The sequence below is a fragment of the Micromonospora sp. NPDC048947 genome, assembly GCF_040649495.1.
GTDB classification, from domain to species: Bacteria; Actinomycetota; Actinomycetes; order Mycobacteriales; family Micromonosporaceae; genus Micromonospora; species Micromonospora alfalfae.
Genome location: NZ_JBEZFO010000011.1, coordinates 205,636 through 225,628 on the forward strand (window position 1 = coordinate 205,636; position 19,993 = coordinate 225,628).

At 71.4% G+C, this 19,993-nt stretch carries 19 protein-coding genes; 12 read left to right on the forward strand and 7 right to left on the reverse strand.

The window, feature by feature from the left end; translation table 11 throughout:
• Positions 1-29: 29 nt before the first annotated feature.
• On the reverse strand, positions 30-1,262 hold the full coding sequence (locus AB0B98_RS18110; protein WP_238666498.1) for a serine hydrolase domain-containing protein: 1,233 nt from the start codon (positions 1,260-1,262) through the stop codon (positions 30-32).
• A gap of 90 nt (positions 1,263-1,352) precedes the next feature.
• On the opposite strand from AB0B98_RS18110, the gene AB0B98_RS18115 reads away from it, so the two are divergent.
• The 3 genes from AB0B98_RS18115 (at position 1,353) to AB0B98_RS18125 (ending at position 3,523) form a co-directional block, all read left to right on the forward strand.
• On the forward strand, positions 1,353-1,946 hold the full coding sequence (locus AB0B98_RS18115) for a pentapeptide repeat-containing protein (protein WP_238666497.1): 594 nt from the start codon (positions 1,353-1,355) through the stop codon (positions 1,944-1,946).
• Between the two features lie 294 nt (positions 1,947-2,240).
• Positions 2,241-3,077 (forward strand): hypothetical protein, encoded by an 837-nt coding sequence (locus tag AB0B98_RS18120; protein ID WP_357363898.1) that lies wholly within the window; start codon positions 2,241-2,243, stop codon positions 3,075-3,077.
• Positions 3,078-3,193: 116 nt separating this feature from the next.
• Positions 3,194-3,523, forward strand: a complete 330-nt coding sequence (locus AB0B98_RS18125) for a hypothetical protein (RefSeq protein WP_357363900.1) — start codon at positions 3,194-3,196, stop codon at positions 3,521-3,523.
• 45 nt (positions 3,524-3,568) lie between these two features.
• On the opposite strand, the gene dacB is transcribed toward AB0B98_RS18125, so the two are convergent.
• Entirely contained in the window at positions 3,569-5,152 is a 1,584-nt protein-coding gene (gene dacB / locus AB0B98_RS18130; RefSeq protein ID WP_357363902.1) for a D-alanyl-D-alanine carboxypeptidase/D-alanyl-D-alanine-endopeptidase, read from the reverse strand.
• A gap of 66 nt (positions 5,153-5,218) precedes the next feature.
• A complete protein-coding gene (locus AB0B98_RS18135; protein WP_091393624.1) occupies positions 5,219-5,935 on the reverse strand; it encodes an aquaporin in 717 nt (238 codons plus the stop codon).
• A gap of 110 nt (positions 5,936-6,045) precedes the next feature.
• On the opposite strand from AB0B98_RS18135, the gene AB0B98_RS18140 reads away from it, so the two are divergent.
• Positions 6,046-7,119 carry an NAD(P)-binding domain-containing protein gene (locus AB0B98_RS18140; RefSeq protein ID WP_357363904.1) on the forward strand — a complete coding sequence of 358 codons (1,074 nt, stop codon included), beginning with the start codon at positions 6,046-6,048 and terminating at the stop codon, positions 7,117-7,119.
• Between the two features lie 193 nt (positions 7,120-7,312).
• Positions 7,313-7,594, forward strand: coding sequence for an adhesin (locus tag AB0B98_RS18145; RefSeq protein ID WP_238666493.1), 282 nt, complete (start codon positions 7,313-7,315; stop codon positions 7,592-7,594).
• Between the two features lie 9 nt (positions 7,595-7,603).
• On the opposite strand, the gene AB0B98_RS18150 is transcribed toward AB0B98_RS18145, so the two are convergent.
• Positions 7,604-8,674 carry a beta family protein gene (locus AB0B98_RS18150; protein WP_357363906.1) on the reverse strand — a complete coding sequence of 357 codons (1,071 nt, stop codon included), beginning with the start codon at positions 8,672-8,674 and terminating at the stop codon, positions 7,604-7,606.
• Between the two features lie 91 nt (positions 8,675-8,765).
• On the opposite strand from AB0B98_RS18150, the gene AB0B98_RS18155 reads away from it, so the two are divergent.
• The 4 genes from AB0B98_RS18155 (at position 8,766) to AB0B98_RS18170 (ending at position 13,747) form a co-directional block, all read left to right on the forward strand.
• Positions 8,766-9,644 carry a sulfotransferase domain-containing protein gene (locus AB0B98_RS18155; RefSeq protein ID WP_357363908.1) on the forward strand — a complete coding sequence of 293 codons (879 nt, stop codon included), beginning with the start codon at positions 8,766-8,768 and terminating at the stop codon, positions 9,642-9,644.
• 242 nt (positions 9,645-9,886) lie between these two features.
• Positions 9,887-10,279 carry a cupin domain-containing protein gene (locus tag AB0B98_RS18160; RefSeq protein ID WP_091397116.1) on the forward strand — a complete coding sequence of 131 codons (393 nt, stop codon included), beginning with the start codon at positions 9,887-9,889 and terminating at the stop codon, positions 10,277-10,279.
• 43 nt (positions 10,280-10,322) lie between these two features.
• Positions 10,323-12,119 carry a glycoside hydrolase family 15 protein gene (locus tag AB0B98_RS18165; protein ID WP_357363909.1) on the forward strand — a complete coding sequence of 599 codons (1,797 nt, stop codon included), beginning with the start codon at positions 10,323-10,325 and terminating at the stop codon, positions 12,117-12,119.
• Between the two features lie 257 nt (positions 12,120-12,376).
• A complete protein-coding gene (locus AB0B98_RS18170; RefSeq protein WP_357363911.1) occupies positions 12,377-13,747 on the forward strand; it encodes a pectate lyase in 1,371 nt (456 codons plus the stop codon).
• Positions 13,748-13,798: 51 nt separating this feature from the next.
• On the opposite strand, the gene AB0B98_RS18175 is transcribed toward AB0B98_RS18170, so the two are convergent.
• Together AB0B98_RS18175 and AB0B98_RS18180 are read right to left on the reverse strand one after the other, a co-directional pair.
• Positions 13,799-14,989: a threonine synthase gene (locus tag AB0B98_RS18175; RefSeq protein ID WP_357363913.1), complete on the reverse strand. Its 1,191-nt coding sequence runs from the start codon at positions 14,987-14,989 to the stop codon at positions 13,799-13,801.
• Positions 14,990-15,003: 14 nt separating this feature from the next.
• Complete coding sequence (locus AB0B98_RS18180) at positions 15,004-16,047, reverse strand: DNA polymerase ligase N-terminal domain-containing protein (RefSeq protein WP_357363915.1); 1,044 nt, start codon at positions 16,045-16,047, stop codon at positions 15,004-15,006.
• Positions 16,048-16,141: 94 nt separating this feature from the next.
• On the opposite strand from AB0B98_RS18180, the gene AB0B98_RS18185 reads away from it, so the two are divergent.
• The 3 genes from AB0B98_RS18185 (at position 16,142) to AB0B98_RS18195 (ending at position 18,173) form a co-directional block, all read left to right on the forward strand.
• Entirely contained in the window at positions 16,142-16,930 is a 789-nt protein-coding gene (locus tag AB0B98_RS18185; RefSeq protein ID WP_357363917.1) for an aldo/keto reductase, read from the forward strand.
• 125 nt (positions 16,931-17,055) lie between these two features.
• Positions 17,056-17,208: a hypothetical protein gene (locus tag AB0B98_RS18190; protein ID WP_238666485.1), complete on the forward strand. Its 153-nt coding sequence runs from the start codon at positions 17,056-17,058 to the stop codon at positions 17,206-17,208.
• Positions 17,208-18,173, forward strand: a complete 966-nt coding sequence (locus AB0B98_RS18195; protein WP_357363919.1) for an N-acetylmuramoyl-L-alanine amidase — start codon at positions 17,208-17,210, stop codon at positions 18,171-18,173. Before AB0B98_RS18190 ends, AB0B98_RS18195 begins: the two co-directional genes overlap by 1 nt.
• 102 nt (positions 18,174-18,275) lie before the next feature.
• Here the strand turns inward: AB0B98_RS18195 and AB0B98_RS18200 are convergent, their stop codons facing one another.
• Positions 18,276-19,841, reverse strand: a complete 1,566-nt coding sequence (locus AB0B98_RS18200) for a SulP family inorganic anion transporter (RefSeq protein ID WP_357363921.1) — start codon at positions 19,839-19,841, stop codon at positions 18,276-18,278.
• Positions 19,842-19,993 lie beyond the last annotated feature (152 nt).

The following is a 19,993-nucleotide window of genomic DNA, read 5'->3' on the forward strand; positions in this document are numbered from 1 at the left end:
TCGGCCGCGGGCGACGGGCCCCACACCGCTCAGTCGGTCAGCGCGGCGTAGACCAGTTGGCGCAGCTGGGAGCGCAGTGGGTAGGTGCTGGACGGCATCAGCTGGGTGAACAGCAGCGCGGTGATCTCCTCGGCCGGGTCGACCCAGAACGCCGTGCTGGCCACCCCACCCCAGTAGTACTCGCCGACGCTGCTGGGCACCCGGCTGGGGATCGGGTCGTCGACCACCGCGAAGCCGAGGCCGAAGCCGATCCCGTCCAGTGTGGTCTCGGCGAAACCACCGGTGGACAGGGTGCCCAGGTCCTGGCCGCCGGGCAGGTGGTTGCGGGTCATGAATCGCACCGTGCGCGGCCCCAGGAGCCGGACGCCGTCCAGCTCCCCGCCGCGCAGCAGCAACTGCGTGAACCGGTGGTAGTCGGCGGCGCTGGAGATCAGGCCACCACCGCCGGAGAGCAGCGCCGGCTTGCTGAACGCGAGCGACCCCAGGCTGTCGTAGCGGACGGCCCTGCCGCTGCGCGGATCCGGTACGTAGAGCGCGGCCAGCCGGTCGGCCTCGTCGCCCTCCACCCACCAGCGGGTGTCGGTCATGCCCAGCGGGCCGAAGATCCGGTCGGCGAAGAACGCGTCGAGGCTCTGCCCGGAGACCACCTCGACGAGTCGGCCCAGCACGTCGGTGGCGACGGAGTAGCCCCACGCCGAGCCGGGCTGAAACAGCAACGGCAGCTCGCCGAACGCCGCGCAGGCGCCGGCCAGGTCGACGTCCGCCGGCGGGTACAGGTCGTAACCGGCGGCCCGGTAGAGCCCGTCGACCACCGAGGTCTGCATGAAGCCGTACGTCAGGCCGGCTGTGTGGGTGAGCAGGTGCCAGACCCGGATCGGTTCGACCGCCGGGACCGTGTACGGCTTGAGCGCCGACCCCTTGGAATAGACCCGCAGGTCGGCGAACTCGGGCAGCCAGCGGCTGATCTCGTCGGTCAGCTCGAACCGGCCCTCCTCCCACAGCATCATCGCCGCGACCGAGGTGACCGGCTTTGTCATCGAGTAGATCCGCCACAGGGTGTCGGCCTCGACCGGTGCGCCCGACTCACGGTCGCGCAGCCCGTACGTCGAGGAGTGCGCCACCTCGCCGCGACGGGTGACCACCACCTGCCAGCCGGCCAGCCGGCCGTCGTCGACGTACCGGCCGAAGTGCTCGTCGATCCGCGACAGCCGCGCCCTGTCGAAACCGATCTGATCCGGGTCCTTGCTCCGAGCCACACTCACGCCGCCGAACGTACTCGCCGGTACACCGACGCCGGAAGGGGGTCGGCCTGCCGGCTGTCGGCTGTCGGCGGCGCCCACTAGCCTGGCCGGATGCCGGAGTTGACCGAGGACGTGACCTTCCGCAACGAGGACTGGTACGGCGAGGAGTTGACCGACCGGCACTTCGTGGGTTGTGAGTTCTTCGGTGTGGATCTGACCGAGGCGGTGAGCAGGGGCTCGGTCTTCACCGGGTGCACGTTCGGCAACGTGGCGTTCAACGCCTCCCGCCATGTCGACTCCGCCTTCACCCGTTGCGTGTTTCGGCGGTGCAACTTCTTCGAGGCCGAGTTCACCGGCTGCAAGCTGGTCGGCAGCACCTTCAGCGAGTGCGATCTGCGTCCGTTGACGGTGGACGGCGGTGACTGGTCCTTCGTCGCGTTGCCCGGCGCCGACCTGCGTGGCGTCCGGCTGACCGGGGTGCGCATGCGCGAGGTGGACCTCACCAGGGCCAATCTCACCGGTGCTACGGTCACCGGTGTCGATCTTTCCGGGGCGCAGCTGACCAATGTCCGGCTCGGCGGCGCCGACCTGCGGGGCAGCGACCTCACAGCGCTGGACCCGACGGTCGTCGAACGGGCCGGTGCCGTGATCGACGTCGAGCAGGCAGTGGTCGTCGCACAACTGCTCGGCTTCCGGATCGGCTGACCCGAAAGGGGCTCCTGGTCTGCCCAAGTGCCCGTCCGGGCAGCCGGGATGTCCGACAGCGTCCCATTGTGGGCTGGACACATCCGGCAGTCCGGATCTAGCGTGTCGTCCACGCCCGGGTAAACGTGAAACTGCCCACAGTGAATGGTGTGGTCCTCGGCGGTCCAAAACGGCCGGGCGGCGGAGTTGGAGGGGTCGGTGGCGGACGAAGACCGCACGCGGGCTGGTTCGAGGGCTGGCAACGCGCCGCCGAGGCACCGTCCGCGTGCCATTACCGCTGGGAAGATCCGCAGTGTGCTGGGCCGTGCCCGACAGCGGCGGCGCTGGGCGGTGGAGGGAGCCGCCGTACTCGCCTGCCTGGTGGTGTTGATCTCGTACCTCGCCACCCGGTCCGGTCCGGCGCCCGACGACGAGCAGGCCGGTCCGGGCGGAGTGCCCGCCCGTTCCCCCGGTTTCCCGGCCGCCGACGTGCGCACCGGCGAGGCGGGGCCGGCGACGCCCGGCCTGCGTCCGCGCCAGCGCCCACCCTCGCCGGACCCGACGCCGTCGGCCAGCGCGCCCGCCCCGCCACCGCCGAAGCCCGGTTCGCCGGCGCTGACGGTGAGCCGGGGCGAGATGCCCGCCATCGTCGACCTCACTGCCGTGGGCGCCCGGGACTGGGTGCACTGGGGAGAGCGTGGCGGCAGGTCGACGAACCGCAAGCGGTCGGGCTCCGGTGAGATCATCGACGGGGGCGGCCCAGGCCGGCGGGTCGGTTGGGACGGCAACCAGGAGTACGTGCGCTGGGCCGACGGCACGCCGGAACGGTCGACGAACGGCAGCTCCAACGGCGTCTACGCCTGCGGTGCCGGGAACGGGTTCAGCCTTGCCGTCGCTGGCAGTGGTGAGCCGCGCACGGTCCAGCTCTACGGTGGCATCTGGATGGCGCGGGGGCGACTGGACGCGCGGCTGTCCACCGGCGGGCCTGCCAGCACCGCGCGACTGGAAGACCCGTACACCAGTCAGAGCGCCCAGTTCACCATCCGCTTCACAGCGCCGAAGGGTGCCCGGCTGCTGCTGAACTGGACCGTCGAGAAGGTCTTCACGTCGCACTGCGGCAACGTCGGCCTCCAGGCCGTGACGGTGCGTTGACTGACTGACTGATCGCTGCGCGTCGGACGGCAGGACAATTTGTCCGTCGCGGACTGTCGAATGGGTCGTACTTTTCTGCTGTCCCCATCCGAGCATCCAGTGTGGAGGCAGCGGAGATGAGTAGCAGCACCGCCCACCGCGTCCGTCGTGCCGCTTCGTCCGGCACCGGTGAAGCGTCCGGGGAGGTTCTTCGCGACATCCCCCTGCCGCCGTACGTGACGGGCGAGGACACCCAGTTCGCCGTACGGGCGGTGGTGGTGCACGCCCCCCGTCGCTGGTCCGGGGGTGTGGTCTGCCGTAACGATGCCAGCCCGCACCCGTGCCGCCTGCACCGCTGGGGCACCCGGGTGCTGGCGCTGCGCGGGCTGCGGGCCGCTGAGATCGACGCGCTCATCGAACGCGGTGACCCGACGGCGGTGGTCCCCCCACCGGACCGTCCGGCCTGAGCGCTCGGACGGCCGGGAGGCGCGTTCGCGCCTCCCGGCCGTCGCTCAGCAGGTGATCGGTTTCACCCAGGAGCACTCGATGCCCTCCGGGGTGCGCGGCGTCTCCGGCACCGTCGGCCGGGCCACCCGTGCCGTCGACGCACCACCCTCACGGAAACCGGCCAGCGCCACGGCGATCTGGTCCTCGAGCGACTTCACCGACGCCGTGAGGTAGTTGTTCAGCAGGATGGAGAACGCCAACAGTCGACCATCGGCGCTGGTGACGTAGCCGGAGAGCCCGGAGACACCGGTCAGGCTGCCGGTCTTGGCGTGCACGTTGCCCGCGGCCGGCGTGCCGGCCATCCGGCTGCGCAGGGTGCCGCCGACGAACCGCTCGGGTTGACCGGCGATCGGCAGTGCCGCGTACCAGGTCGCGAACCACGGTTCGGCGCGGACGGCGCTCAACAGGTCGACGAATTCCGCCGCCGGGATCAGGTTGCGCCGGGACAACCCTGAGCCGTCACGCTGGCGCAGTCTCCCGGTGTCCATTCCGGTGTCGGCGACATACTCGCTGATCGCTGTGAGACCGGCCGTCCAGGTGCCCGAACCGGAGAGCACCCGGCCAATCTCCTTCGTCAACACCTCGGCGTGCCCGTTGTTGGACAGCTTCAAGAATGGCGTCATCAACTCGCCCAGACTCATCGAGTCGTGACGCGCCACCGGCTGGGCCGTCTCCGGGGTGGGCTGGCCGAGCACCGTCCGGCCGAGCACCCGGACGCCGTGTCGGTGCAGCGCCGCCCGGAACACGTCCGCCGCGTAGCCGGTGGGTTCCCAGACGGTGACCCAGTCGCTGGCGGGCTCGTCGCCGACGGCGATCTGACCGGTCACCACGACGGTGTTGCCGCCGTGCTCGCGCTCGATCGAGATCGAGGTCTCGCCGTCGCTGACCGTCTGGGCGCGGTTGTCGACGCGGACGTACCCGGTGGCGGGGGTGGTGGTGACCACCGGCGGGGCGCCGGCCCGGTCGGCCGGTGCGGCGTGCACGATCACGGTGCCCGCGTCGTAGTCGGTGTCCGGGGCAACTGTCAGCGCGGAGACCTGGGCGGCGTAGTAGTAGGGCTCGTCGTCCCAGGTCCAGTCGGGGCCGAGTCGGGTGCGGTCGTAGCGGGTGTCGTCGGCGACCAGGTTTCCGGTGACCACCCGCACGCCGTCGGCGGCGACCTGCGCGGCGAGCGCGTCGTAGTCGGCGGCGAGCATTGTCGGATCGCCTCCGCCGTGCAGGTAGAGGTTGCCGGAGAGCAGGCCCGCACGGCGCTTGCCGCTGGCTCGGACGTCGGTGCTGAAGCGGTGGCCCGGGCCGAGCAGCTCAAGGGCGGCCGTCGAGGTCAGCAGCTTGGTGTTGGACGCGGGAACCAGCCGGCGGTCCCCGTTGCGGTCGTAGAGCGTCTGTCCCGTGCTGGTGTCGACCACGACCACCGACGCCTGCGCGCCGGCCAGCCGGGTGTCGGCGAGGATCGTGTCGATGGTGGCACGCAGGTGGGTCGTCGCGGGGGTGGGCGACTCGGCCGTGGCGCCGGGCGCGGCGGCGGTGGCCGCGGTCGCGACCAGCGCGAGCAGCGCGAGGGCCCGGGGAAAGTGACGACGATGCATCCGCTGATGCTGTCACGGAGATATTCGCCGGAGAAGGGTCTCAGGCGAAAGATATTGCCGTCTGGGCTACTTCGGCCCGCCGACCGTCTTCTCGTGCCCACCCCAGTAGTGCCGCTGCGCCCCCATCACCAGTGGCGCGACCAGCGCGGCGAGTGCCCCACCGAGCAGCGGGAAGACGATGAACACCCAGAGCTGCCGTAGCGCCACACCGCCCTCGAAGACCGCCGGACCGAACGCGCGGGCCGGATTGACCGCCGCGCCGGTCAGCGTCACGCCCACCAGTTGGGTCACGGCCAGGGCCAACCCGATGGCCAGCCCGGCGGTGCCCGGATTCTCGCTCCGACTCGTCACCACCAGAACTACCAGCACGAAGAGGAAGGTCAGCACGACCTCCAGCACCGCCGCGCCGCCCCGGTTGATGTGCGCGCCGTAACCGTTGGTGCCCAGGGCCCCGGTCTGGTCCGCCACGTCACCCCAGCGGGTGAGCGCCCAGAGCACGAAGCCCGCGACCGTCGCGCCGACGAACTGCGCGATCCAGTACGCCACCGCCCCGAGCACCGAGATCTTGCCGGAGAGCAGCACGCCGAGCGTCACCGCTGGGTTGACGTGGCTGCCGGAGAGTGGGCCGATCGTGTAGACGAGGGCCACCATCACGAACCCGAAGGCCAGTGCCACCACGACCACACCGCCCTGGACCCGTGCGGCGACCGCGCTGCCCACCCCGAAGAACACCAGCAACAGGGTGCCGAGGAACTCGCCCGCATACCGACGGAAGTCGCTCATCAACTCAGCGTAGGCGCAGGTCAGGTGGTCGAAGCCGGAATAGCAGTCTGTGATCGGCGTGACGGTCGAGGACGGGCACAGCGGCGGCATCCGGCGCGTTGTAGCCCCACGTGGACACCCACTCCGCGGACGTCGTGGTGATCGGTGCCGGGCAGGCCGGCCTGAGCGCCGGCTATCACCTGCACCGCACCGGCTTCGCGCCCGACAGCGGCTTCGTCATCCTCGACGCCGACAACGGGCCCGGCGGCGCCTGGCAGCACCGCTGGCCGACGCTGGTCTTCGACCGCGTGCACGGCTTCCATGACCTGCCCGGGCTGCCGCTCCCGCCCACCGAGCCACAACGCCCGGCTTCCGAGCAGGTCAGCGCCTACTTCGCCGCGTACGAGAGAGCCTTCGACCTGCCGGTGCGGCGGCCGGTGCGGGTCCGAGGGGTGCACTCCCGCCCGGACGGACGACTCGACGTGCGCACCGACCGGGGCACCTGGACCGCCCGGGCCCTGATCAACGCCACCGGCACCTGGACGCGACCGTTCTGGCCGCACTACCCGGGCCGGTCGACGTTCCGGGGACGCCAGTTGCACACCGCCGACTATCGAGGGCCCGCCGAGTTCACCGGCCTGCGCGTGGTGGTGGTCGGCGGCGGCACCTCGGCCGTGCAACTGCTCGGCGAGGTCTCCACCGTCGCGGCGGCGACCACCTGGGTGACCCGCCGGCCGCCGACGTTCAACGAGGAGGAGTTCGGCCCGGAACTGGGTCGGGCCGCCGTGGCCCGGGTGGAGCAGGCGGTCCGCTCCGGCCGGCCGCCGGGCAGTGTGGTGGGCGTGACCGGGCTTCCGGTCACCCCGGAGGTACGCCACCTGCGCGAGCGCGGCGTCCTCGACCGGCTACCCATGTTCGACCGGATCACGCCCGACGGGGTGGCCTGGACGGACGGGAGGAACGTGTCGGCGGACGTGATCCTCTGGTGCACCGGCTTCCGGGCGGCCATCGACCATCTCGCCCCGCTGGGGCTGCGCGCGCCGGGCGGCGGTATCACGATGGACGGCACCCGAGTGGTCGCCGACGCTCGGATTCACCTGGTCGGGTACGGCCCCTCGGCCAGCACGATCGGGGCCAACCGGGCCGGCCGCGCGGCGGTCAACGAGATTCGCGCCTGGCTGGCGCCGGCCGCCGCTCTCCACTGACCTGGCTCTATTTGACGGATGGTCGGCCAGCGGGCACGGTGGGAGTGACGGGGCCGTCAGCTGCCCCGATTCGATGCGACGGCGATGATCGTTCGCCCCTCTGTCGCCTCCCACGTGTGCTCGTAGGCGGGGCCGAGTGTCCGGTCCGCGCGGTATCCGACAGCGAGCCGACAATCCACGAGGAGTTCCACAAATGCTCACCATGACCGATAACGCCGTGCTCGTCATCCGTGACCTCGCCAACCAACAGGACGTCGCCCAGGACGGCGGTGTGCGTATCGCCGCCGACACCGATGCGGGGTCGCTCACCGTCGAGCTGGTGCCCGAGCCGGTGCAGGGCGATCGGGTGGTCGACAACCAGGGCGCGCGGATCTTCCTGGATGAGGACGCCGCCGAGCTGCTCGGCGACGCGTCGGTGGACGCCACCGTCGACGACGAGGGCATCATCCAGTTCGGCTTCACCGAGAAGCAGTAGATCCGGCTTTCAGCGTGGCGATCGTCCCCGCTGCGGTGGCGGCCCCTGCCCAGGGTGCCACCGTGGTGCGCCGTCGCCGGCTGGATGCAACAGCGTGCCGAGCACGTGGGCCAGGTGGTGCGAGGTGCTCCACGCCGCCCAGTTGGCGGTCGAGCCGGCCCCGGCGCCACGGCGGGCCCGGCGCAGCAGCTCATGGTCACCCCAGGAGAAGGCCGCACCGGTGGTCGGCCAGTGCGGTGCCGACACCAGCGTGCGGCACAGGTCGGCGAACCTGTCGTCGCCCCGGCCGCCGCGTCGCGCCCAGCGGTAGACCCACCAGCTGCCGTCGTCGGTGTAGCGCACCGTCGGCAACCGGTCGCCACTGTCACCGGCGGCCGGCCCGGCCGGGTGGACACCGTAGTCGCCGTAGTCGACCCCGGTGTCGGCCAGTCGCCGCCACAGTTGCCAGTCCCAGCGGTCCAGTTGGACCGGCTCGTCGGTGGGCAACCGGGACAGCGTCGGAGGCATACCGCCCGCCGCCACAGTCACCGACCGCCAGGCGTGTCGGCGTGCCCAGTCCAGCAGGTGGCGTACCCGGGGCTCTGCGGTCCGCACGTCCGCCGGGCAGCAGACGTCCCCCGCGTCCACCAGCAGGTCGCACTCCTCCGGGGCGAGGCTGGTGAACCGCCAGATCCGTTCCACGGCGGTGGTGCTCGCGTCCGGCCCGGCCCGGTCCTGGCCGGCCCGCAGTCGGATGAGCGCGCGCCGGCCGTACGACCGCGCCGCCGCGCCGTGCGCGACCAGCCGGTGGTCGCTCTCGGAGAGCCCGATCACCGGCACCACCGGCACGCCCCAACGGGTCAGCTCCGCCTCGGGGATGTCGGTCAGTGCGCTGACGTCGATGGCGGGCAGCAGCCCGGACGGCAGCCGGCGAATGGCGTCCATCGTGGACCGACCGATCGCGCCGATCTCCAGGACCGGGGCGACCAGTGCGGCATGGGCGGGATCGAGGTGGCTCAGGGCTTCAAGCTCGCCCCGTCGGTTGGCGAGGATGGGGCGGTAGACCGGTGCCGCCGCCCGGCCCCCGTGGGCGGGCACCATAATTCAATCTAGCCAGGCATACGCCCGTGCCCCAGGAATGTAAGCCGGAATTCGGCTGCTCGACTGTCGGTTCGGCGACTACCATCCACCGATGCCCACGTCGATTCACCGTTACCAGTCCGACGAAGAGGACAGCGCACGGTGGACCGGTTTCCCGTTCCGCGACGGCGACATCGTTATCAGCACCCGGTCCAAGAGCGGCACCACCTGGATGCAGATGATCTGTGCGCTGCTGGTGCTTCGTCGCGCGGAGTTGCCGGCGCCGCTGACAGTGCTGTCGCCGTGGCTCGACTGGTTGGGTGAGCCGCAGGCCACTGTGTACGACCGGCTGGCCGCCCAGCCACATCGGCGGTTCATCAAGACGCACACCCCGCTGGACGGGGTGCCGTCGGACCCTCGGGCGCACTACGTGGTGGTGGCCCGGCACCCGCTGGACATGGCGGTCTCCCTCTACCACCAGAGCGCCAACCTGGACCGGGCACGCATCGCCGAGCTGACCGGCCAACCCGCCCCGACCGGGCCACCCAGAGAGCGGCCACCGGTGCGGGAGTGGTTGCTGAGCTGGGTCAACCGGGAGGTGGACCCCTGCGCCGAGCTGGATTCGCTGCCCGGGGTGCTGATGCACCTCACTGACGCGTGGGCCCGCCGACACGAGCCGAACGTCGAGCTGGTGCATTACGACGACCTGCTGGCCGATCTGGGCGGCGAGATGCGCCGGCTGGCCGACACGTGGAAACTTCCGAGCCCGGGGCCGGAGTTGGTCGAAGCGGCCACCTTCGGTCGGATGCGGGAGCGCGCCGACCGGCTCGCACCGGACACGCTCGGCGTGCTGCGTGACCGGCAGGCGTTCTTTCGCCGGGGAGGCTCGGGCCAGGGACGTGACCTGCTGGACGAGGCCGGCCTCGCCCGCTACCGGCAACGGGTCGCGGCGCTGGCCCCGCCCGACCTGCTCAGCTGGCTGCACCGCTAGGCCCGCAGGCGGACAAGAGCGCGCGGCGCCGCTCCGTGGTCGGAACGTCGCCGCGCTCTGGCCGTCTCCCACCACCGCAGCCGTTCGGCGGTACGTCGGCGGGGACCTGGCTCGACCGGCCGTTCGCGCCGGTCCGCTCCTCGATCCCCGGTCCGTGTGGATCCAAACCCTCCCAGCGTGGGGAATTCCACCATTCGTGAGTCCCGGCGTGGGTTGCCGCCGGACGGGGTATGAGCGTGGACATGGAGCATTTCACTATCGCGACCGTCGCCGAGAAGAGCCCGGATTTCCGGCGGGTGCTGTGGACCGGTGAGCACACCCAGTTGGTAATCATGACCATCCCCGCCGATGGGGAGATCGGCGAGGAGGTGCACGAGGACATCGACCAGATCCTCACCTTCGTGAGCGGTGTCGGCGAGGCGCGGGTCGCCGGCGCGAAGCGGAAGGTCGTCGCGGGCGACCTGGTGGTGGTGCCGGCCGGCACCAAGCACAACTTCGTCAACACCGGTCCCAACCCGCTGGTGCTGTACACGGTCTACGGGCCGCCGGAGCACGCCGACAAGGCAGTGCACAAGACCAAGGAAGAGGCCGACGCGGCCGAGGCGGCGGGCGAGGACGAGCCACCGACCGAGTGATCGCCTCCGGCCTGATCCGGGCCGATGCGGGTACCCCCGGCGGGTGGAGCAGCAGCCGATCTCCGACTACGGGTTCCTCTCGGACTCTCGTTCGGGCGCCCTGGTCGGCAAGGACGGCTCGATCGACTGGTGGTGCCCGCACCGGTTCGACGGGTCGTCAGTGTTCGCGCGGTTGCTCGACCCGGGAGCTGGTCACTTCCGGCTGGCGCCGGTAGGGGTCGGCGGCCCGGGTCACCGGGTGGAGCGCGCGTACCTGCCGGACTCGTTGGTGCTGCGGACGGTGCACCACACCCCACACGGCAGCGTGGCGGTCACCGACGCGCTGGCCGCCGAGGTCGGGGCCCGCGCGCACGAGCTGGGCAAGAATTCACCCGCCGTGCTGATCCGAGTGGTCGAAGGGCTCTCCGGGCGGGTACGGATGGCGTTGGACTTCGCGCCCCGCCCGGAGTACGGCCTGCTCACGCCGTACCTGCACGAGCAGCCCGACGGTGGGGTGCTGGCCGGTGCTGGCCCGGTGGTGCTGATGTTGCGCGCCGGAGGTCTGCACCTGCGGGCGGGCAGGGACCGGGTGACCCACGAGTTCGAGGTCTCCGCCGGTCAGGTGATCGGGATGGACCTCGCGTTCGGGGAGGCGTACGGCGACCCGCCGGCAAAGGTGGACCCGTTGACCACCCTCGCCGAGACGACGCAGGCGTGGCAGGCGTTCCGGGAGACGCACGGATACTCCGGCCGTTACCCCGAACTCGTCACTCACAGCTCCACGGTGCTGACCGGCCTCACGTACGCCCGCAGTGGCGCGGTCGCCGCGGCGCTGACCTCCTCACTGCCGGAGCAGATCGGCGGCGACCGGAACTACGACTACCGCTACTCCTGGCTGCGGGACTTCTCGTTGACGATGCGGGCGTTGTGGGTGGCGGCCTGCCCCGACGAGACGTCCCGGCTGTTCGCCTGGGCGACCCGCTCGATCGGCCGGTTCGGCGACGAGCCGGTGCCGGTGCTCTTCGGGCTGGAGGGCGAGCGCGACCTCTCCGAGCACCACTGCAACCACCTGCGCGGCTACCGCGACAGTCGGCCCGTGCGGGTCGGCAACGACGCCTGGCGGCAGCGGCAGCTCGACGTGCCGGGTGAGGTGATGTCGGCGGTGTGGCGGCTGCGCGACTACCTCGGCGCGACGTTCGAGGACGAGTTGCGGGAGATGGTGCTCGGGCTGACCGAGCAGGTGGCCGCGACGTGGCGTCTGCCGGACCGGGGCATCTGGGAGACCCGGGACGAGGAGCGCCACTACGTTTCGTCGAAGGTGGCCTGCTGGCTCGCCATGGACCGGGCGGTGGGGCTCGCCGACCGGCTCGGCGACCGGGCCGACCCACATCGCTGGGCCACGGTCCGCGACGAGATCCGCGACGCGGTGCTGCGCGAGGGGTGGAACGAGCGGATCGGGGCCTTCACCGGCGCGTTCGGATCGGCGGAGTTGGACGCCTCGGTGCTCGCCCTGCCGGTCACCCACTTTCTGCCGGCCACCGACCCGCGGATGCGCTCGACGATCGAGATGGTCGAGCGCGAGCTGGGCACCGAGGATGGGCTGCTGCGGCGCTGGACGACCGACCCGGCCGGCTTCCTGCTGTGCTCGTTCTGGCTGGTGGAGTGCCTGGTGATGACCGGCGAACAGCAGCGCGCCGAGGCGCTCTTCGAGCGGGTCGTCGGGCACGCCAACGACGTGGGCCTGTTCAGCGAGCAGATCGACCTGTCCACCGGGATGCAGCTCGGCAACATGCCGCAGGCGCTCTCGCACATCGGGCTGATCAACGCGGCCTGGCGGATCACCCGGCCGGACAGCTACTGATCGGTGGGCGTGCCGCCCCGGTCGGAATCCTGCAACAGACCTGCAAGCGCCAGGCATTGACGCTGGTGCTTGGGCGGTCCTAGCCTCGAAGGAGCTGGAAAGCCCTTTCCCCAGGGCTTCGATCCCGCTTCACCCCGCTTCGGATCCGGGCGTCCGGCGGGGGCGCACACCGATCCCGTTCAGCGCAGCACGCCGTGCCGACACGTCTCGCCACGGCCGCCGAGGGATCACCACCACATGCGTCAAGGAGGACACCTGTGCAGAAAAGACGCTTCACCGGCCGCCGACCACTCCTGCTGGCCGTGGGCGCCGGGGTGACAGCGGCGGCCCTCGCCGCCGGCATGACCTCGGCCTTCGCGGCCACCGTCTTCAGCGACGACTTCACCGACGGCGACACCTCCGGCTGGTCCAAGTCCGGCGGCACCTGGGCCGTCGACGGCTCGGGCGTGCTCAACCAGTCCAACGCCGGCAGCGAGCTGGCCCGCCAGTTCGCCGGCCAGACCAGCTGGACCAACTACTCAGTGCAGGCCCGGGTCAGGCCGACGAGCTTCGCCTCGTCCAGTGCCCTGGTCGGGCTCGCCGCCCGCTCCACCAGCAGCACCAAGATGTACCGGCTGGCCCTGCTCGGCTCCGGCCGGGCCGAGCTGCAGGCGGTCAACGGAAGCTCCGTCACGGCGATCGGTTCCGCCGCGCTGGGCATCGGCACCGGCACCTGGTACAACCTGCGCATCGAGACCAGCGGCAGCACCATCCGCGGCTTCGTCAACGGCACCCAGATCGCGTCCGGCAGCAACAGCCTCGCCGGTGCGGGCCGGATCGGCCTGGTCACCGCGTACGCCAGCGGCGGCTTCGACGACGTGCTCGTCGACTCGTCCGGCGGAGGCACCCCGACCACTCCGCCACCGACGACCACTCCGCCACCCACCACCACGCCGCCGCCGACCACCACACCGCCGCCGGCTGGCTGGCCGACGCCCACCGGCAACCAGAAGGTGGACGCCACGATCCCGGTCTCCGGCTCGTTCGACGGCGGGCTCAAGCGCTACTACGGCATCGGTGACGGCGGGCAGAGTGAGAGCCAGGACCCGATGTTCGAGCTGGCCGCCGGCGCCACCCTGCGCAACGTGATCATCGGCGCCCCGGCCGGCGACGGCGTGCACTGCGAGGGCAACTGCACCCTGATCAACGTCTGGTGGGAGGACGTCGGCGAGGACGCGGCGACCTTCCGCGGCGGCACCACGTACACCGTCGACGGCGGTGGGGCCCGCTCCGCCAGCGACAAGGTCTTCCAGCACAACGGCTCGGGCACCGTCTACATCAAGAACTTCCGGGTGGAGAACGCCGGCAAGCTCTACCGCGCCTGCGGCAACTGCTCCACGTCGTACCAGCGGCACGTGGTGATCGACAACGTCATCGTCCGGAACACCGACGCGATCGCCGGCATCAACACCAACTGGGGCGACACCGCCCGGTTCAGCCGGATCACCATCGTCGGCGACCCGGACCGCGAGACCTCGATCTGCGTGAAGTACAAGGGCGTGCCGAAGGGCAGCGAGCCGACCGAGATCGGCGAGGGCGCCGACGGCGTCAACTGCCTCTACTCGCCCTCCGACATCACCTACCAGTAGACCGGCACGACGGCGCCCCGCGGACCGCACGGTCCGCGGGGCGCCGTCAGCTCACCCCATCAGGGGTACGCCGGAGACGTCGACGGTGTCCGGATACTTCAGCCCGGCGCCGGTGTTGAGCACCACCACCCGTTCGCCGGCCCGGATCCACCCGCCCGCGCGCAGTTGCCGGGCCGCCGTGAGGCAGGCCGCTCCCTCCGGGCACAGCAGCAGCCCCTCCCGGGCGGCGAAGTCCCGCAGATCGGCAAGGATGTCCGCGTCGTCGACGGCGACCGCGGTGCCGGAGGACTCCCGCAGCGCCGCGAGGATCAACTCGTCGCCCAGCGGGGCCGGCACCGTGATGCCGAACGCCACAGTGTGCGCGCCCGCCCACGGCTGCGCCCGATCCTCGCCGGCGGCGAAGGCCCGCACGATCGGCGCGCAACCGGTGGACTGCACCGCCACCAGCCGGGGCAGCTTGTCGCCGATCCAGCCCAGCTCACGCAGCTCGTGCAGCGCCTTGTGGATGCCGATCAGGCCGACCCCGCCGCCGGTCGGATAGATGATCACGTCCGGCGTCTGCCAGCCGAGCTGCTCGACGATCTCGTACCCCATCGTCTTCTTGCCCTCCAACCGGTAGGGCTCGCGCAGCGTGCCGGCGTCGAAGATCGCCCCGTTCGACTCCGCGATCAGCTCGGCCACCCGCCGACCGGCGTCCCCGATCAGCCCGTCGATCAGGCGCAGGTCGGCACCGGCGGCGACGCACTCGCGCCGGCAGATGCTCGGCGCCTCCAGCGGCATGACGATGGTCGCGCGCATTCCGGCCCGCGCGGCGTACGTGGCCCAGGCCGACCCGGCGTTGCCGTTCGTCGGCATCGCGATCCGCTCGACGCCCAGCTCGCGGGCCCGGCTCACCCCGACCGCGGCGCCCCGGGCCTTGAACGAGCCGGTCGGGATCAGCCCCTCGTCCTTGACCATCAGGTCCGCGACGCCGATCTCGGTGCCGTACGCCGGAGCCCGCAACAGCGGCGTCCAGCCCTCACCCAGCGTGGTGACGTGCCGAGGGTCGGCGACCGGCAGAAGCTCCCGGTAGCGCCACAGGTCGGCAGGGCGCAGCGGAAAGCGTTCCGGGGTGACCACCTTCGCCACGGCCGGCAGGTCGTAGCGGACCAGCAGCGGCGATCCGCACTCGCAGAGATTCTGTAACCGGTCGGCGGCGTACTCCCTGCCGCAGCGCGGGCAGTCCAGGTGAGTCAGGTACACGTCGCTCCTCGCCGTCACACCGCGTCGATGCTCAGCCAGTGTCGGCTGCGCCGCCCCGGCTGGTAGACCGAGTCCAGTCGTTTGGCGACCACGCCCGGCAGGCCCTGTTCCCGCCCGGCACGCAGGGCCTCGTCGCCCGCGCCCGGGAACCACGGCGGAGTCTGCCAGTGCGTACCGGACAAGACCAGCCCATCGAGCAGCTCCCGGCGTTGCGCGTACGGCACGTCGACGCTGCTCACGCCCTCCAACCACAGCAGGTCGACGATCAGGTACTGGGCGCCGGCGGGGACCCGGCTGCCGCTGGCCGGCCGAACCGGGCGGACCCGCCCGGCACCGTCGATGCGGACCAGCACACCGTCGAGCACCGCCTCGGTGGGCGCGAGCGCCTCGGCCATCGCCCGCAGCCACGGATACCCGCCGGTGATCTCCTCATCGGTCTCGGAGAGCAGCCGCAGTCGCCCACCGGAGACGTACGCCATCGCCCGGACACCGTCCCAGCGCAGCTCGTACCCCCAGGCGGCGCGGTCGCGGGGGAGCCCGGCCGCGGGCGTGGTGTGCATCGGCCGGACCAGCTCCGGCATCGGCGTCCAGCCCGGCGGCGCGGGGTCGGTGCGGCGGACCATCCAGTCCCGTCCGCCGGTGGCGAAGAGGACGTAGCGGCCGGCGGTCCGCTCACCGGAGAGCGTCACGATCACCTCGTCGTCGCGCCACTTCTCGCAGCGGTAGGTGCCCCGGTCGTGAATCAGCATCCGGCCGCCGCCGTACTCACCGGCCGGGATCTCACCGGCGAAGTCGAGATACTCCATCGGGTGGTCCTCGGTGTGCACGGCGAGGTGGTTGCGACCCGGATCGCGGGGCAGGCCGCGGGGCACCGCCCAGGACGCGAGCACCCCCTCGTGCTCCAGGCGCAGGTCCCAGTGCAGGCTGCGGGCGTGGTGCTGCTGGATGACGAAGCGGGCCGCGTCGGAGTTGGCCGGCGACGGGCTCTCCGACGGCACCGGCTCGGGTGTGCGGGCCGCGTCCCGCCGTCGCCGGTACTCGTCCAGCCGGTCGGTCACACACGCATTGTCCGGCAGACCGGACCGGTGCGCTGGACGTCGGAGTGTCCGGTTCGCTCGGCGGCCGGGGGCGCGGCGGGGTAGAACGGACCTCATGGACCTCACCGACCAGCCCACCGCCCTGCTCCCCGGTGACGTGCGGATGCCCCTGCTCGGCTTCGGCACCTGGCAGGCCACCGGCCAGGCCGGTTACGACGCCGTGCTGGCCGCGCTCGACACCGGCTACCGGCACCTCGACACCGCCACCGTGTACGGCAACGAGCGGGAGGTCGGCCGGGCGGTACGGGAGAGCGGGCTGCGGCGGGAGGACCTCTTCATCACCACCAAGCTCCCGCCGGACCGGGTGGGCCGGGAGCGCGCGACGCTGGAGGCCAGCCTGGAGGCGCTCGGCGTCGAGTACGTCGACCTCTGGCTGATCCACTGGCCGCCGTCGTCGCCGGGGGACAGCATCCCGCTCTGGCGCGAGCTGCTCGCCGCCCGCGACGAGAACCTGGCCCGGGCGGTCGGGGTGAGCAACTACAGCACCGCGGAGATCGACGAGTTGATCCAGTCCACCGAGGAGAACCCGGCCGTCAACCAGATCCGGTGGAGCCCGTCGCTGTACGACCGGCAGCGACACACCGAGCACCGGGACCGGGGCGTGGTGCTGGAGGGGTACAGCCCGTTCAAGACCAGCGACCTCAGTGACCCGGTGCTGACCAGGATCGCCGGCGCGCACGGCGTCTCCCCGGCGCAGGTGGTGCTGCGGTGGCACATCGACCACGAGATCGTGGTGATCCCGAAGTCGGTGACCCCGGAGCGGATCACCGCGAACTTCGACGTCTTCCACTTCTCGCTCACGGCGGAGGAGATGCGCGACATCGACGCGCTCGGCGAGGTCTGAATCGGCGAATTCCTTCAGCGCGGGGCCCAGCAATGAAGGGTATCGACATCGACGTACGTGACGGTATAGCGTCCCGTCATCACGTTCGTCGATCCGTTCGTACCCGCCGTCGCTGGAGGATCGCCATGGCCCGAACCCCGTCCATCCGTCTGCCCCGCCGTGGGGTGCTCGGCATCCCCGCCCTGGTGGTCGCCGCGCTGACAGTCGTCACCCGACCCGCCGCCGCGAGCGCCGCGCCGAAGGCCGAGTGCCTCGCCGACCTGCTTCAGGACGCCTGATGGCGACGATTCCCTGGCTGGTGGACGTGCTGCGCGCAGCCGGGGTCCAGGTGGTGGTCGAGGGCGACTGGCTCAACCGGATGCGGCCCGGCTCGTTCGACCCCATCGGAGTGCTCTGGCACCACACCGCCTCGACCTCCAGCGCCAGCAACCCGCACCCGGCGCTCGGCATCTGCATCAACGGCCGGTCCGACCTGCCGGGCCCGCTGTGCCAGGCGCTCGTCGACTACAACGGTGTCTTCCACGTCATCTCCGCCGGCCGGTGCAACCACGCCGGAGTCAGCGGCGGCAGCGGACCGATCCCGGCCGGGGACGGCAACACCCTGATGATCGGGTGGGAGATCGACTACAACGGCGTCAACCAGGAAATGACCGCCGCGCAGTACAACGCGTCGCTCGCCGCCACCGCCGCCGTGCTCACCCGGCTCGGACGGGACAGCAGCTACGCCCGAGGCCACCGGGAGACCAGCACCACCGGCAAGATCGACCCATCCTTCATCGACCTGAACGTCATGCGCGCCGACGTGGCGGCGAGAATGGCCGGCGGTGGCACGGCGTGGTCCTCCACAGTCGACAACACCACCAGCGGTCGGTTCACCGCCAGCGCCAACTGGGGCGTGTCGTCGTACTCCAGTCAGCGCTACGGCGCCGACTACCGCTACGCGGACCCGGTCGCCGCCAGTGACGTCGCGTGGTACCGGTTCAACGTCCCGGCCACCGCCAACTACCGGGTCGAGGCATGGTGGCCCGCGAACGCGGGTTACAACAGCGCTGCCCCGTACATCGTCGCCACCGGCGCCGGCAACCAGACCGTCCGGGTCGACCAACGGGCCACCGGCGGGCAGTGGCGGGTCCTCGGCACGTTCACGCTGCCGGCGGGCGACGCCAACCGGGTCGGCGTGAGCCGGTGGAGCAACACCACCGGCCTGGTCATCGCCGACGCCGTACGCCTCACCCGGGTTTGACCCGGCGTGACCCGCCCCGCCCCGGGGTGACGCGCCCCGCCCCGTCTTGATCGACTCGACTTCCCGGAAGTCGGGGTGTCCCCGGCGCGAGATGCCCCGACCTCACGGGATCGGAGTGGACCGGGGTGGCGGCAACTCGTGACGGGTCGGCCCCTGCGCATCCGCAGACCGACGATCCCGTGTCAGGCACGGGGAGGTGCGTTTGCCGGTGCCGAGCCCGTCGGTGCCTGCACGATGAAGCCAGGAGCCGTGTACCTCGTCGACGTGGACGGTGCCACCGGCCCGTGTGTAGGACGCCTGCCAGTCGCGGATGGTCTCGTACGCGCCGTGGTCGAGATAGTCCAGGTGCAGCTCGAGTTCGACGTGCTGCCGCGGGGGCAGGGCGGCGAGTCGGCGGGTGAGCCGTCCGGAGGCGACGAAGGCGAGTGTGCCGATGATCGACACGAGCCAGCTACCGGGATTCGGCTCGGTGACGTGGATCTCGCACCGGGCCAACCGCCACAACATGAACAGCACCGCCGTCGCCATGCCCAGCCCGACCCCGATGAGCAGGTCCGTGGCGGCCACGCCGACCGCGGTGACCACGTAGATGGGCAGCTCCCGGTGCCGGGCGTAGGTGCGGATCTGCGCGAGGCTCACCAGCCGTACGCCGACCACCACGAGGACCGCGGCGAGCGCGGCCATCGGGATCATCTCCAGCAGTACGGCGCCGGCCATCACGAACCCGGCGATCCAGACCCCGTGCAGGATGGCCGAGGCGCGGGTGCGTGCGCCGGCCGCGACGTTGGCCGAGCTGCGCACGATGACGCCGGTGACCGGGAGACCGCCGAGCGTGCCGGACACGGCGTTCGCGGCGCCCTGGGCGATGAGTTCACGATCGAGGTTCGCCCGTGGGCCGTGGTGCATCCGGCCGACGGCCACCGCCGAGAGAAGAGATTCCACGCTCGCCACCAGGGCGATGGTGAGGACGGCCGGAAGAACCTCCCACGGCGGTGAGTCGGGCCAGCGGGCGAAGGTGATCGCGCCCAGGGGATCGGCCGGCAGATCCACCCGATCCACGTCGGCATTGAGGGCCGTCGCGACCACGGTGGTGACCACCACCGCCACCAGGGTCGCGGGCAGCATCGTGGTCTTGACCAGACGTGACCAGACCAGCAACAGCGTCATGGTCAGCGCACCGAGCAGCACGGACACGCTGTGGTAGTCGGCGATCTGGCCGGGTAGGTCACGGAGATTCGCCCACGCGGAGCTCTGGGGCGCGCCGCCGAGCGCGACGTGGACCTGGCTCAGCGCGATGACCAGGCCGATGCCGGCCAGCATCCCGTGTACGACTGTTGGCGACAGGGCGAGCGCGGCCCGCCCGAGGCGGGTGATGCCGAGCAGGATCTGCAGCAGCCCGGCGACGGTCACGATCGCGGCGGTGCCGGCGAAGCCGAACTCGGCGATGGTCCCCGCGACGATCACCGTGAGCCCGGCCGCTGGCCCGCTGACCTGGAGCGGTGCGCCGCTGAGCGTACCGGCGACTATTCCACCCACGACTGCGGCGATCAGCCCGGCCAGCAGCGGTGCCCCGGAGGCGGCAGCGATGCCGAGCGACAACGGAATGGCGATCAGGAAGACAACGATCGACGACGGGACGTCGTGCCGAAATGACGCTAAAGCCGACATTCGTCAAAAGGTACTTAGATAATATTAATGCATAGTTAAGCGTGATTCTTTCACCCGGGACCAGCGACGTGCGGGGGGGGGGGGCCCCCGGGGGCGCCCCCCCCCCGGGGGGGGGGGTTGGGGGGTTTGGGGGGGGGGGAGCCCCCCGGATG